This window comes from Hafnia paralvei ATCC 29927 (assembly GCF_001655005.1).
GTDB lineage: Bacteria > Pseudomonadota > Gammaproteobacteria > Enterobacterales > Enterobacteriaceae > Hafnia > Hafnia paralvei.
Genome location: NZ_LXET01000013.1, coordinates 65,280 through 80,116, shown reverse-complemented (window position 1 = coordinate 80,116; position 14,837 = coordinate 65,280). Strand labels below are relative to the sequence as shown.

12 protein-coding genes and 1 pseudogene are annotated in these 14,837 nt (G+C 49.6%); 11 read left to right on the top strand and 2 right to left on the bottom strand.

All coding sequences use genetic code 11. The annotated features are described in order from the left end of the window. The first annotated feature begins 2 nt into the window (after positions 1 to 2). From hpaI to M988_RS04755, 5 genes and pseudogenes are all read left to right on the top strand, one after another. Positions 3 to 819 (top strand): annotated as a pseudogene (hpaI, locus tag M988_RS04775) (4-hydroxy-2-oxoheptanedioate aldolase). A 23-nt stretch (positions 820 to 842) separates the two neighbouring features. Continuing rightward, positions 843 to 2,219, top strand: coding sequence for a 4-hydroxyphenylacetate permease (hpaX, locus tag M988_RS04770; RefSeq protein ID WP_004095486.1), 1,377 nt, complete (start codon positions 843 to 845; stop codon positions 2,217 to 2,219). A gap of 76 nt (positions 2,220 to 2,295) precedes the next feature. Further along, positions 2,296 to 3,183 carry a 4-hydroxyphenylacetate catabolism regulatory protein HpaA gene (gene hpaA, locus M988_RS04765; protein ID WP_064573076.1) on the top strand — a complete coding sequence of 296 codons (888 nt, stop codon included), beginning with the start codon at positions 2,296 to 2,298 and terminating at the stop codon, positions 3,181 to 3,183. A 209-nt stretch (positions 3,184 to 3,392) separates the two neighbouring features. After that, on the top strand, positions 3,393 to 4,955 hold the full coding sequence (gene hpaB / locus M988_RS04760; protein WP_004095476.1) for a 4-hydroxyphenylacetate 3-monooxygenase, oxygenase component: 1,563 nt from the start codon (positions 3,393 to 3,395) through the stop codon (positions 4,953 to 4,955). A gap of 20 nt (positions 4,956 to 4,975) precedes the next feature. Then, the gene (locus M988_RS04755; protein WP_004095473.1) at positions 4,976 to 5,488 is read left to right on the top strand and encodes a 4-hydroxyphenylacetate 3-monooxygenase reductase subunit; all 513 of its coding nucleotides are present in this window, start codon (positions 4,976 to 4,978) and stop codon (positions 5,486 to 5,488) included. A 33-nt stretch (positions 5,489 to 5,521) separates the two neighbouring features. Here the strand turns inward: M988_RS04755 and yddG are convergent, their stop codons facing one another. Further along, complete coding sequence (yddG, locus tag M988_RS04750; RefSeq protein WP_008814421.1) at positions 5,522 to 6,418, bottom strand: aromatic amino acid DMT transporter YddG; 897 nt, start codon at positions 6,416 to 6,418, stop codon at positions 5,522 to 5,524. A 381-nt stretch (positions 6,419 to 6,799) separates the two neighbouring features. On the opposite strand from yddG, the gene exbB reads away from it, so the two are divergent. The 6 genes from exbB (at position 6,800) to M988_RS04720 (ending at position 14,344) form a co-directional block, all read left to right on the top strand. Then, positions 6,800 to 7,645: a tonB-system energizer ExbB gene (gene exbB / locus M988_RS04745; RefSeq protein WP_074388428.1), complete on the top strand. Its 846-nt coding sequence runs from the start codon at positions 6,800 to 6,802 to the stop codon at positions 7,643 to 7,645. A 6-nt stretch (positions 7,646 to 7,651) separates the two neighbouring features. Continuing rightward, the gene (gene exbD / locus M988_RS04740) at positions 7,652 to 8,086 is read left to right on the top strand and encodes a TonB system transport protein ExbD (RefSeq protein WP_064573074.1); all 435 of its coding nucleotides are present in this window, start codon (positions 7,652 to 7,654) and stop codon (positions 8,084 to 8,086) included. A gap of 54 nt (positions 8,087 to 8,140) precedes the next feature. Continuing rightward, on the top strand, positions 8,141 to 9,034 hold the full coding sequence (locus M988_RS04735) for a ChaN family lipoprotein (RefSeq protein WP_064573072.1): 894 nt from the start codon (positions 8,141 to 8,143) through the stop codon (positions 9,032 to 9,034). Further along, positions 9,031 to 9,819 (top strand): TonB family protein, encoded by a 789-nt coding sequence (locus tag M988_RS04730; protein ID WP_064573070.1) that lies wholly within the window; start codon positions 9,031 to 9,033, stop codon positions 9,817 to 9,819. Before M988_RS04735 ends, M988_RS04730 begins: the two co-directional genes overlap by 4 nt. 98 nt (positions 9,820 to 9,917) lie before the next feature. After that, positions 9,918 to 12,023, top strand: coding sequence for a S9 family peptidase (locus M988_RS04725; RefSeq protein WP_156518153.1), 2,106 nt, complete (start codon positions 9,918 to 9,920; stop codon positions 12,021 to 12,023). 56 nt (positions 12,024 to 12,079) lie between these two features. Then, positions 12,080 to 14,344 carry a TonB-dependent receptor domain-containing protein gene (locus tag M988_RS04720; RefSeq protein WP_061059693.1) on the top strand — a complete coding sequence of 755 codons (2,265 nt, stop codon included), beginning with the start codon at positions 12,080 to 12,082 and terminating at the stop codon, positions 14,342 to 14,344. A 70-nt stretch (positions 14,345 to 14,414) separates the two neighbouring features. Here M988_RS04720 and M988_RS04715 read toward each other — a convergent pair whose 3' ends face one another. Next, positions 14,415 to 14,735, bottom strand: coding sequence for a YnfA family protein (locus M988_RS04715; protein ID WP_367882867.1), 321 nt, complete (start codon positions 14,733 to 14,735; stop codon positions 14,415 to 14,417). Between the last annotated feature and the right edge of the window lie 102 nt (positions 14,736 to 14,837).

Below are 14,837 nucleotides of genomic sequence, written 5' to 3'. Positions count from 1 at the left end.
TCATGTCCTCAGCCTCCCTACATAACAGCTTTAAACAAGCCCTCAAAGAAGGGCGCCCGCAGATTGGTTTATGGCTTGGTTTGTGCAGCAGCTATAGCGCGGAATTACTGGCAGGGGCCGGTTTCGACTGGCTATTAATTGACGGTGAGCACGCCCCTAATAACGTACAGACCGTGTTGACCCAACTTCAAGCAAGCTATCGCGCCCTACCCTAGCCAACCGATAGTGCGTCCGTCTTGGAATGATGCCGTACAGATCAAACAACTGCTTGATATTGGTGCGCAAACGCTGTTGGTGCCGATGGTACAAAATGCCGATGAAGCCCGTGCCGCCGTTCGCGCCACACGATATCCACCACAGGGAATTCGCGGCGTAGGCAGCGCGCTAGCTCGAGCTTCACGCTGGAATCGCGTTCCCGATTATTTGCAGTTGGCTAACGAACAAATGTGCGTTCTGGTGCAAATCGAAACCCGTGAAGCCCTGCGTAACCTGCCGCAGATTTTGGACGTTGAAGGCGTTGACGGCGTATTTATCGGCCCTGCCGATCTCAGCGCGGATATGGGGTTTGCCGGAAATCCTCAGCATCCCGAAGTCAAAAGCGCCATCGAACATGCCATTTTGCAGATTAAATCCGCAAACAAAGCGCCGGGAATTCTGATGGCGGCACCTGATGTGGCCGAACATTACCTCAAACTCGGCGCGCTATTCGTCGCCGTGGGGGTAGACACCACCTTACTCGCTCGCGCCGCAGAAGCATTAGCGGCACGGTTTGGCGCAGGTAAAGGTAATGAGCCTCCGGCTCCCGCTAGCGTGTACTGAGTTCATTCTGAGAGGAAAGACAAATGAGCGATTCATCATCAGCGGTAACCCATGAGGCCAACCCAGCTCATCGGCATAAAAACCTGACCGCACAGCAGCAAAGCGTTATCAACAAACTGTTTCGCCGCCTGATCGTATTTTTATTCGTGTTGTTTGTATTTTCATTCCTCGACCGCATCAATATCGGCTTCGCCGGTTTGACGATGGGGAAAGATCTCGGACTGAGTTCCACCATGTTCGGGCTGGCAACCACCCTGTTTTACGCCACTTATGTAATTTTCGGTATTCCTAGCAATATCATGCTGGGCATCGTCGGCGCACGGCGCTGGATAGCCACAATTATGGTGCTATGGGGGATCGCCTCTACCGCAACCATGTTTGCTACTGGCCCTCACAGTTTGTATGTTCTGCGCATGATTGTGGGGATCACCGAAGCGGGCTTTTTACCTGGCGTGCTGGTGTATCTCACCTACTGGTTTCCTGCCTATTTTCGCGCACGCGCTAACGCGTTATTTATGATTGCTATGCCTGTCACCACTGCGCTCGGTTCACTGGTTTCCGGCTATATTTTATCGCTCGACGGCATCATGAGCTTAAAAGGCTGGCAGTGGCTATTCTTATTGGAAGGTTTTCCCTCCGTTTTGCTCGGTATCGTCGTTTGGTTCTATTTGGATGACAAACCGTCTAAAGCGAAGTGGCTAAGCAAAGAAGATAAAGACTGCCTACAAGAAATGATGGACAGCGATAATCTCCAGTTAGTACAGCCAGAAGGAGCCCGTAGCCATAGCGCCTTGCAGCAGCCCAGCATGTGGCGCGAAGTTTTTACCCCTATCGTCCTGATGTATACGCTGGCTTATTTCTGCCTCACCAATACGCTGAGCGCTATCAGCATTTGGACACCCCAGATCATGCAGAGCTTTAACCAATCCAGTAGCAATATCACGATTGGTCTGCTGGCAGCCATTCCACAGTTTTGTACCATCGCCGGAATGATTTGGTGGAGCAAACACTCAGACCGCATGCAGGAGCGCAAGCACCATACCGCGCTTCCGTTCCTGTTCGCAGCCGTAGGCTGGCTGCTCGCGTCTGCCACCGATCACAGCATGATCCAACTACTGGGGATCGTAATGGCGTCTACCGGCTCTTTTAGCGCCATGGCAATCTTCTGGACAACGCCCGATCAATCGATCAGCTTCCGCGCCCGCGCCGTGGGGATCGCCGTGATTAACGCCACCGGCAACGTTGGCTCAGCAGTGAGCCCGCTGCTGATTGGTTGGCTGAAAGATCAAACCGGAAACTTTAATTCGGGACTCTATTTTGTCGCAGGGCTACTCGTGATCGGCGCCATTATTATCTGGCTGATCCCGATGAAAGGATCACGTCCAAGAGCGACGCCGTAGGTTTCTGTTGCTCCCCTAATGAAAAGGTTCTTGAGGCATTGGGGGAGCAAAAGCCAAAGAGTAAAAGGAGAAATCCATGAGCCAAATTACCAATATCGATATCAGCAAAGACTATGACGAAACACAGGGCTCAGACGACGTTCATTATCAGTCTTTTGCCCGAATGGCGGCATTTTTTGGTCGTGATATGAAGCCACACCGTCACGACAGCTTCTTTCAGATGCACTTCCTGAATACAGGCCAAATCGAGCTACAGCTAGACGATCACCGCTATTCGGTACAGGCCCCGCTATTTGTGCTCACGCCACCTTCGGTGCCCCATGCGTTCTTCACTGAGCCTGACAGCGATGGTCACGTACTCACGGTACGGCAAGAGTTAATCTGGCCGCTGCTGGAAGTACTCTATCCCGGTAAGCGCGATGCTTTCGATCTGCCCGGTATTTGCCTATCGCTGTCTGACAAACCACAGGAGCTGGTGGCACTTGAACACTACTGGACCTTGATTGCGCGTGAATCGGTCAACGATTTAGGTGGGCGTGAACATACGCTGGTACTTTTAGCCCAAGCCGTTTTTACCCTTTTGCTCAGGAACGTCCCTCTGGATGAACAGGCATCATGCGGAATGCGTGGAGAAATGCGCGTGTTTCAGCGTTTTAATCAGCTCATTGACGATAACTTTAGACTGCACTGGTCAGTGCCAGAATATGCCAACAAGCTCGGCGTAACCGAATCCCGACTCACTGATATGTGTCGACGTTTTGCCAATCGTCCCCCCAAGCGCCTCATTTTCGATCGACAACTGCGCGAGGCCAAACGCCTGCTGTTGTTCAGCGACTACGCGGTCAGCGAAATTGCCTATCAGCTCGGATTTAAAGATCCGGCCTATTTTGCCCGATTTTTTAATCGGTTAGTCGGTAGTTCACCGAGTGCCTATCGCGCTGAGCAGATTGCCGTCTCCCACTGATCCAGCTCAAAATTTGTGCTGGATCACATTCCTCAGACAAACCCTGCTCCTCGTCCGAAAAGTACCAGCAATTACCTCAAAAGTATCTTCCCGAAAGCTGATATAAACGCTTCAATTAAGAAACAAAAACAAAACAATAAATTAACAAACAACGATAGAATGCCTAATACAGAGCAGCCATCGTTCTCTGCCCTTACTCCGAGGTAAACATGAAACCAGAAGATTTTCGTGCCGACAACAAGCGCCCGTTAACCGGTGAAGAGTACCTGAAAAGCCTGCAAGATGGTCGCGAGATCTATATCTACGGCGAGCGTGTAAAAGATGTCACCACTCATCCAGCTTTCCGCAACGCCGCCGCCTCAGTAGGTCAGCTTTACGATGCACTGCATAAGCCTGAGATGCAGGATAAACTCTGCTGGGGAACTGATACCGGCAGCGGCGGTTATACCCATAAGTTCTTCCGTTTCGCCAAAAGCAGCGATGACTTACGTCAACAGCGCGATGCCATCGCCGAATGGTCACGTTTGAGCTATGGCTGGATGGGCCGTACGCCTGATTACAAGGCCGCGTTCGGTAGCGCCCTAGGTGCAAACCCGGCGTTTTATGGTCAGTTCGAGGACAACGCCCGCAACTGGTATAAGCGCATTCAAGAAACCGGTCTTTATTTCAACCATGCCATCGTTAATCCACCGATTGATCGCCATAAGCCTGCTGATGAAGTGAAAGATGTTTATATCAAGCTGGAAAAAGAGACCGACGCAGGCATTATCGTTAGCGGTGCTAAAGTGGTTGCAACCAACTCAGCGCTGACCCACTACAACATGATTGGTTTCGGTTCGGCACAGGTGATGGGGGAAAATCCTGACTTCGCGCTGATGTTCGTCGCCCCAATGGACGCCGACGGAGTCAAACTTATCTCTCGTGCATCATATGAAATGGTCGCAGGCGCCACCGGCTCGCCGTATGACTACCCGCTATCCAGTCGTTTTGATGAAAATGATGCGATTTTAGTCATGGATAAGGTGCTGATCCCATGGGAAAACGTGCTGATTTATCGTGATTTCGACCGTTGCCGACGCTGGACAATGGAAGGCGGATTCGCCCGTATGTACCCGTTACAGGCCTGCGTGCGTTTAGCGGTTAAACTTGATTTCATTACCGCATTGCTGAAGAAAAGCTTGGAATGTACCGGAACCTCTGAATTCCGTGGCGTTCAGGCCGATCTGGGTGAAGTGGTCGCATGGCGTAATATGTTCTGGGCACTGAGTGACTCGATGTGCTCCGAAGCAACACCATGGGTTAACGGAGCCTATCTGCCAGATCACGCTGCTCTGCAAACTTACCGCGTGATGGCACCGATGGCTTATGCCAAGATCAAAAATATTATTGAGCGCAACGTCACCAGTGGCCTGATATATCTGCCCTCTAGCGCCCGTGATTTGAATAATCCCGAAATTGACAAATACCTTGCTCGCTATGTTCGCGGCTCAAACGGTATGGATCACGTCGAACGCATCAAAATTTTAAAACTGATGTGGGATGCCATCGGCAGTGAATTTGGTGGCCGCCATGAGCTATACGAAATCAACTACTCTGGCAGTCAAGACGAAATCCGTCTGCAATGTCTACGTCAGGCGCAATCCTCCGGCAACATGGATCGCATGATGGCCATGGTCGATCGCTGCCTGTCTGAATACGACCAGCACGGCTGGACAGTTCCACACCTGCACAACAATAACGACATTAATATGTTAGACAAGCTGCTGAAATAGTTCAGTAGCGGGAGGCCTGTATGTCTTTAGAAAATGAACACCGTCTGCGTTTTCGCGATGCGATGTCCAGCCTGTCGGCTGCCGTCAATATCGTTACCACCGATGGCCCTGCTGGCCGCTGTGGTATCACCGCAACCGCCGTCTGCTCGGTAACCGATACGCCACCGTCGCTAATGGTTTGTATCAATAGCAACAGCGCGATGAACCCTGTATTTCAAGAAAACGGTAAGCTGTGCGTTAACGTCCTTAACCATGAACAGGAGCTGATGGCGCGCCATTTTGCCGGCATGACGGGAACCAGTATGGAAGAGCGTTTTAGCTGGGACATATGGACTAAAGGCGTTCTGGGTCAACCGATGCTGCGTGGCACGCTAGCCAGCTTGGAAGGGGAAATCGAGCAAGTGCAAACCATCGGCACTCATCTGGTCTATCTGGTACAAATTAAACAAATTACCCTCAGCGAAGCCGGGCACGGGCTTATTTACTTTAAGCGCCACTTTCATCCGGTCATGCTAGAAGCGGTCGCGGTGTAAATTATTGCCAATAAGAAAAGCGCAGAGTGCAAGCTACTGCGCTTTTCTTTTTTTGGTAGATAACCAACAGATAAGTGCCCCAGCCGTTACTGCACATACACCAAGCCAAAACGTTGCAGGCAGCAACGAGGATAAAATCAACGAAGCGAATAACGCAGAAAGAATAGGTGTGAAATAAGACAGCGTCGCTAATAGATTAATATCCCCTTTAATCATGCCGATATTCCATGCGGCATAACCAAACCCCATTGCAGCACCAGCCATCGCGATATAAAACGCGCTGTGCAAAGAAATAGTAAAGCTCTGCGCACCACCGAATAACCACTTGATCCACAAACATAGTGCCGTTAGGGCAAAAAATAACGCCGCGCCGTTCTGACCGTTGGCATATTTGTTCGTCACGACACAATATACCGCCCAAAGAATAGCGCCAACAAACGCCAATATATAGCTAACGGGATGAGCAATAATATTGTCAGCCATACCGGAAAGTGAAGTGAGCGAACCACCGCTGATCACGACAGTCACGCCTAAGAGTGAAAGTAGCACCCCGAGCAGTAGGCTAAGTTTTAACTTTCCTCCATTGCATAAGAAAGAAAGCAATACGGTAAAACTCGGCCATAAATAGTTAATAACTGAAACTTCAATAGATTGGGCGCGCGTCGTGGCATAGCCAAGAGCCAGTGATAGACATATTTCATAGCTGGCAAATAGGGCGCCACCGGCAAACAAATAGGCGGGTTTAAACGCTCGTAGTTTAGGTGATCCCAGAAGAAGAAAAAGGAACACCGAGCCTGCGGTATAAATCAGGGCAGCCCCCGCTACGGCACCCACACCTTCACTAACGTTACGGATCAAACCGACGATAGTACTCCAGAGCAAAATGGCCAAAATCCCACACAAATTTGCCTTGGTTCTCGTGCTGTCCATGCTTTCCACCCTGTATTCAATAAAGAGTAACTTCTGCTTTATAGCCAATTTTTTCTTGATAAAGAAATAGTTATATACGTCATGTCCCGCTACAACAATCCTCCATTCTCACGCATTCTTATCCATAAATCCAACACCATTATTATGGTTATTACTCATCCCTTACTTAAATGGCCACCCATTATCATCCGTACACCCACGCGAATGAATTAACCTAAATAAATTCCTAACTTACAAAATCATTACCTTACTAATTAAATGAGAATGATAATGAGTATCATTTGATCTCATTCTTTGCTAGCATTCTATCCGCAACAAATGCAGTTCAATCCAATGAAAAAAATAAAACGGAGGCTCCGCATAGCATTTGCGGAAAACTTTATGGCACAGGTACATCCTTTTTACAGCAAACTAAGCGCAATGCAAAAAATCGCCGGAACTATTTTATTGAGTGCGGGAACGGCCGGATTTGCATATGCAGATACACTTATTAATACAGCTGAAAACATGCCGCCCAACGTTTCAACAGGGGAAATTTCATCGCTGGACCTTTCTATTTTCGGCATGTATCAACAGGCTGACATTGTGGTGAAAAGTGTCATGATTGGCTTATTGGTGATATCCGTCATTACTTGGACGATCCTATTTGCCAAAGGCATCGTCTTACTGCGCGCCAAACGCAAATTACAGCAAGAATATCGCCTGTTATTTCCCTCACTTTCATTAACTACCGCCTGTGAGTTATCTCAATCCTTCGAGAAAGACAGCATCAGTGCTGCTCTACTCAACGATGCACAGGATGAAAAGCAGCTCTCTGCACAGATGCTGGATCTCAACGGAATTAAAGACCGCGCTAATTTCCGCCTCGATCGCCGAGTGGCGGCGTATGGACGTTCACTCGCGAAAGGCAACGGCTATTTAGCCACCATCGGTGCCGTAGCTCCGTTTATCGGTCTCTTTGGCACTGTTTGGGGCATTATGAATAGCTTTATCGGTATTGCCCATTCACAAACAACCAATCTAGCCGTAGTTGCCCCAGGTATTGCCGAGGCATTGCTCGCCACCGCAATGGGTCTAATTGCCGCCATTCCTGCCGTGGTCATTTATAACCTGTTCAACCGTCTGATCGGCGAACACCGAGCACAGGTGGGAGACGCCGCTGCGCAAGTGCTCTTGCTGCTAAGCCGCGATCTGGATTTGAACGCCGCCAACCAGCATCAAGGGTAAAAACCTATGGCACTGCAAATCAATGATTATGCCAACGGCGGCTCTGACGATAACGCAGAACTCCACGATATCAACGTCACACCTTTCATCGATGTGATGCTGGTTCTACTGATTATTTTTATGGTGGCGGCACCTCTGGCCACCGTGGACATCCGCGTTAATTTACCGGCCTCTTCGGCTCAGCCGCAGCCACGCCCAGATAAACCGGTATACCTAACGATTAAAGCGGATAAGCAGCTCTATCTTGGTGACACGCTGACCACCAGCGATAACCTCAGCGCGCAGCTCGATGAGCAGACAAAGGCGGATAAAGACACCACGATCTTCCTACAGGCCGATCAGGCCGTGGACTACGCCACTCTGATGTCTGTCATGGATGCGCTGCGTAACGCGGGTTATCTCAAGGTAGGGTTGGTCAGTCTGGAATCTGCAACATCCTAATTTTCGTTTAATTATCAAGAATAGCGGTGATGACTCGCCGCATTAGGCAAAACAATGAGCACAAAATTTAGCCTTAAGTCTTTGATTATATTAGCCACATTAGCACTCAGTGCATGCAGCCAACCAACATTGACACTTCCCTCACGCCCATCGGCGCTGAAAGAGATTGAAACCACGGGCAAAATCATCGATTTACGCAGTGGAGATAGCCTCACCAGCCAACAACTGCTCACACAGTTAGCGAGCGCACCACGGCTCATCGTGGGTGAAAAACACGATAATGAGAAACACCACCTGATTGAAATGTGGCTGATGAAAAACCTGCCCCAACAGCGCCCACAGGGTAGTGTGCTCCTAGAAATGCTGACGGCTAATCAACAGCCGCGTGTGGATCAGCTAAAGCAATGGCTAAAAGACGATCCCATGGTACGCGAAGGACGTATTCAACACTTACTCAGTTGGGAACAAGGCTGGCCGTGGGAGATGTATCACGGTGTTGTAATGCAAGCCTTGCGCGCGCCCTACCCGCTTTTGGTCGCCAATATCAACCGTGATCGGGTGCAGGATTTATACAAAAACCCACGTATTCCCGTTGGAAAAATCTCGACCGCACCTGACGTCCAAAACGCCATACGAGAAACCATCACTAACATGCATGATGGAAAAATCGATCAAACACAGCTCAACGCCATGTTAGCGATTCAGCAGCAGCGCGACCGTTTTATGGCACAACAGTTACTGGCAGCACCGGCTCCTGCCCTGCTGATCGCCGGTGGGTATCATGCGGCAAAACAGATGGGGGTTCCTTTGCACATGCAAGATTTAGCCCCTGCGTCACGCCCCGTCGTTTTGATGCTGGCAGAAACGGGGATGAATATCACCTTCGCCCAGGCCGACTACGTTTGGTACGTACCACTGCCAGAGGCTAACTCACTCGCGGGGTTATGATGGATATTCTCTACAGTACGCAACCTAAATGGGGCCGCTGGTTTGTTTTTACACTGACCCTACACGGTCTGATTTTGCTGGCACTAGTCTGGCGTAATGCCGATGCCTATCAGCCTTACCAGCCACCTCCAGCAGTGATGTTGCAGTGGTCAGAGGCCATTGAAGCGCCAGCCTCTCCACTTCCGCTTCCTATCGGTATCGCTCAGCAACAGCAATCTGCGGCAGCCGAAGAGAAACAGCAGGCAGAAGATAAGGAGCAGCCGAAGCTTGTTCTGGCTAAAGATGCCAAAATCGAAGTGGCTAAGCAGAAAAAATCGACCGAGGGTGAAAAGAAAAAACCACGTCCGGTGCGCAAGATAAAAGACCAAACCAGCGACGCGAGTCAGGCTGCGGTGGCAAGCAATGCTGCGCCACAGGCCAACACGCTATCGTCACGCATCGCAGCCCCCTTTAATAGCGATGCTAGCCGCCATAACAGCGAAAAAGTGACATGGGAAAGCTTGGTCAAAGGCCATCTGAATCGTTATAAAAAATATCCCACGGATGCACGCCGTCGTGCCAGAACCGGGCAAGCCATAGTGACGTTTACCGTCAATGCCTCAGGGCGAGTGCAAGGTAATCAGCTCCATACATCATCGGGGACGATTTCGTTAGATCGCGAAGCACTAGCCGTATTGGAGCGTGCTCAACCGCTGCCTAAGCCTCCGGCTGAGATATTAAGCGATGGGCGATATAGCGTAACCATGCCCATCAATTTCGACTTGAACGAGCTCAGACAACCATGAGTTAGCGCTGCTCACACGGCCAAAAACCTATTCCATTTTCGATGCTGGAAATACTCCGGCAGGGCACCTTTTCGCCCGTAGAACCAAAAGGATCAACCATGTTCAGATCATGGCATCACGCTTTGCTAGCCCTGCTAGCAACGATATTGTCTTGGCAGACCGCCGCCGAACCTCAACCGCCTGTGGCTGCTGTCGTGCCGAAGGTGCTTACCGAACACAATGACCGACGCATAGACAACTACTTTTGGTTGCGCGATGACAGCCGTAGCGAGCCAAAAGTACTGCGCTATTTACAGGCTGAAAATCAGTATGCCGATGCCGTCCTACGGCCTTATCAAGCGCTGCGAGAAACGCTGTATCAGGAAATGGTTTCTCGCATGAAGCCTGAAGATAGCTCCGTTCCCTATCAACGCAATGGCTATCGCTATCAGGATGTCTATCTGGCCGGAAAAGATTTTGCGCTTACCCAACGCCAACCCCTAGGCGGCAAGCTAATTTGGCAAACGTTGCTCGATGGTAATCAGCGTGCCGCGGGGCATGCTTATTACCGTTTGGGTGGCATAGCCATTAGCCAAGATAATCATATGATGGCCGTCGCCGAGGATTTTCAGGGGCGACGCCAATATCGCCTGTCGCTGCGAAATCTGCACAACGGAGCGTGGCTAACCGATGTCATTGAAAATACGTCCGGTAACATGCTGTGGTCCAATGACGGCAGCTCGCTTTTTTATGTGCGCAATCATCCGCAAACGCTAATGCCCTATCAGGTGTATCAACATCGGATAGGAACGCCTTTGGCGCAAGATCGTTTGATCTATCAGGAAAATGACGGTGCGTTTTACCTCACCCTGTCGCGCCTAACGTCAGATCGCTATTTAGCAATAACGCTCGGCTCAAACACAACGTCGGAAGTACATCTGTTGGATGCCGATCATCCAGACGCACAGCCCGTGCTGTTTGCCGCCCGTCGCCAAGGCGTGGAGTATTACCTCGATCACTTTAACTCCACGTTTTATCTACGATCCAACCATGAAAATGCCAATTTTGGTTTATATCAGGCCAAGAACAACCACGATGTGTGGCTGCCACTCGTGGCGCCTCAGAACGATAACATGGTCGAAGGTTTTGCCCTGTTTCAGAACTGGCTGGTGGTTGCTGAACGCCGTGATGGGTTGAGCCAGATTCGTAAGATCAATTGGAAAACCCACGCCGAGCAAACGCTGGATTTCGACGACGCCAGTTACATGGCTTGGTTAGGCTACAACCCCGATCCGCAAACCCATCAGTTGCGTTACGGCTACTCATCCATGACCACGCCAACCAGCACCTATGCATGGGATTTGAACAGTGGGCAACGGACGCTACTCAAGCGTCAGGACGTTAAAAATAGCCATCCGGCGGATTATCACAGCGAGCGCCTCTGGATCACCGCACGCGACGGCGTGAAAGTGCCAGTGTCATTGGTTTATAACCAGAAAATGTTTAAAGCAAAACAAAGCCCACTGTTGGTATATGGCTATGGTGCCTATGGCATGAGCATGGATCCCGCTTTTAGCGCTCATCGTCTCAGCCTGTTAGACCGCGGTTTTGTGTTCGCCATGGTTCACGTACGCGGTGGCGGGGAGTTGGGACAACAGTGGTATCAACAAGGAAAGCTGGCGAATAAGCCAAATAGTTTCAACGACTTTATCGATGCGACCCAAGGCTTGGTTGCTCGCGGTTTTGGTCAGCCCGGCCGTCTATACGCCATGGGCGACAGCGCGGGAGGGCTACTCGTCGGCGCGGTGATGAATCAACACCCCGAGCTGTTTAACGCCGTGGTTGCCCAAGTGCCTTTTGTCGATGTGGTTACCACCATGCTGGATGACTCATTGCCGCTGACGCTAGGTGAATATGAAGAGTGGGGAAACCCACACCTTCTGGCTGACTACCAGCGAATGAAATCCTACAGCCCCTACGACAACATTAAACCTATGCATTACCCAAACCTGTTAGTAACTACCGGTTTACATGATTCACAGGTGCAATATTGGGAACCCGCTAAATGGGTCGCCAAGCTGCGCGCTAATCAATTGGGTTCAGGAAAAATATTGCTGTTAACAGATATGCAAGCTGGCCACGGAGGAAAATCAGGACGGCTTAAACGTTTGGAAAATACCGCGCTGGAATACAGCTTTATTTTGGCCGCGGATCGGCAGCAGTAGCTGCAACAAAATAAAAATAAATTGATTTGTACATTGTGATACTTCTAAGGGTGTTTATGAAACTTAATAAAATAGCCGGCTTGATCGGCTCAGGCATGGTATTGCTCAGCGCGGGCGCATATGCACAATCAACCAACGAAGAAACCAGCGGAGATAAAAAAGGCTCAGCGGTATTTTCCCCACTCAATGTTTCCGCGGGGAAAATGACCAGTGAGCAAGAAGCACTCGATAAACCCGGAGCCACCAGCTCACGAGCCACGGACAAAAATCTGGAATCATTAGACTCCACGCTGCGCAGTATGCCCGGCACCTATACCCAGATCGATCCGGGCCAGGGCTCGGTAAGCGTCAATATCCGCGGCATGAGCGGATTTGGCCGAGTGAATACCATGGTCGATGGCATTACACAGAGCTTCTACGGCACTTCAACCTCGGGTACTGCCATACATGGTTCAACCAACAGCATGGCTGGCGTGCTCATTGATCCCAACTTCTTGGTGGGTGTTGACGTTACACGCGGAGACAGCAGTGGTTCTTCTGGCGTCAATGCGTTAGCAGGAAGCGCAAACCTGCGTACCATCGGCGTCGATGATGTCGTCTTTACCGGTAATCCTTTTGGCGTTCGCTCACGATTCTCTGTAGGCAGTAACGGCATTGGCCGCAGTGGCATGATTGCCGCCGCAGGCAAAACCAATGCCTTTACCGATACCGGAAGCTTTGGTGCAATGGCAGCGATCAGCGGCAGCTCGGTCTATTCCAACTTTGATAACGGTGATGGAATTAATAGCGAAGAATTTGGCTACGACAAATTCATGAAGCAAAACCCTAAATCCCAGTTATATAAAGTTGATATTAAGCCTAACGAGTTTACAAGCTTCGAACTTTCTGCTCGTACCTATCAGAATAAGTTTTCACGCCGTGATATCACCAGCGATGATTACTATATTAAATATCACTACTCACCGTTCTCTGAATTAATTGATTTAAATGTTACTGCCAGTACCAGCCGCAGCGAACAGCAATACCAAGATGGCTCGCTTTATACGTTTTACAGTACCTCGGCACGTAACCGCTCCAATGCACTCGATATCAATAACACCAGCCGTTTCACGCTAGGTAATAACGATCTCGCCTTTAGCCTAGGCGGAAAACTGATGCGTACCCGCTATGATAAGTTGATTAAATCAAACGCAGGCGATCCCCAGTCGTCACAAGAATCCATAGAAAACAATCCGTTTGCCCCTTCCGGCAATCAAGATATTTCAGCGCTATATACCGGACTAGAAATCACGCGCGGTATCTATCAGGCTAATTTAAATCTTAACTACACTCAGAATAAGATCAGCGGTTTCAAACCGGCCTGCGATCCACGCGTGACCTGCGTACCTCAAGGGGAATACAACGTCGACGAAAAAGAGAGCGGCTTCAACCCGTCAGTGCTGCTTTCAGCTCAGGTCACGCCTTGGCTACAGCCGTTCGTTAGCTATAGCAAATCGATGCGCGCCCCAAATATTCAGGAGATGTTTTTCTCCAATTCCGGCGGCGCATCCATGAATCCGTTCTTAAAACCTGAGCGAGCAGAAACCTATCAGGCCGGTTTTAATATCAATACCCAAGACCTATTGCTGAAGGAAGATTCGCTACGACTAAAAGCATTGGTATATCGCAGTAAAATTAAGAACTACATTTTCAGCGAATCTTATTTAGTCTGCACGAATGGACGTAAATGTAATATGACGGAAGTGAACGCCAACGACTGGGAAGACGTTAGCGACTATAGCGATAACATGTACATTTACGTTAACTCAGACTCTCTGGTTCGCGCCCAAGGTTTTGAATTAGAGATGGACTACGATGCGGGATATGCTTTTGCTCGATTAGCATACAGCCAGCAACACACCGACCAGCCAACGTCCATTGCCAGTACCTATTTTGGTGCGGGGGATATTACCGAGTTGCCACGAAAATATATGACGCTAGACACCGGTTTACGTTTCTTCGACCAATCTTTAACCGTCGGCAGCGTGATCAAATACACCGGGAAAACGCGTCGTCTATCGCCCAACTTCGATTTTGATGAGAAAACGGGGGCTATTGTGAAAGAAGAGATGCCGCAAATTCCAACTATTATCGATCTCTACAGCACCTATGAGTTTAATCGTAATTTTATGCTTAAATTCAGCGTACAAAACCTGATGAACAAAAATTATTCCGAAGCGTTAAATAAACTCAATATGATGCCAATGCAAGGTGATGAAAGCACCGCGGCCAATACCGCACGCGGCAGAACCTATATCTTTGGTGGAGAGATTCGCTTCTAAAAACCCCACCGCCATGTTGATGATTCGACATGGCGGAGTTCCTTTATCAATGGGCGAAAAGCAAATTCAGCTAAGAAGGCTGCAAAACAATGATTGCCATCCCAACTAACGCCACGCAGGCGCCAGTAATATCCCAACGCGTCAGTGCGACACCATCAACAAATCGCAGCCAGACTAATGCCACGCCAATATAAACGCCGCCGTATGCCGCATAGGTACGCCCCGCTGCCGTGGGATGTAACGTGAGCAACCAAGCAAAAATAATGAGGCTGAACGCCGCAGGAATAAGGAGCCAAAGCGGTTTGCTCTGTTTGATCACTAAATAAGGCAGGTAGCACCCGACGATCTCAGCAAGCGCAGTAAGACTAAATAAGATGAGTGCTTTAAAAATCAGCATGGCTGAACCCTTTAACTAAAAGCAAAAACGTGGGGACTCACAAATAAGGCCATATCCATATTATCAGCTCGACCTTAGGTATGGATTCTCCATCTC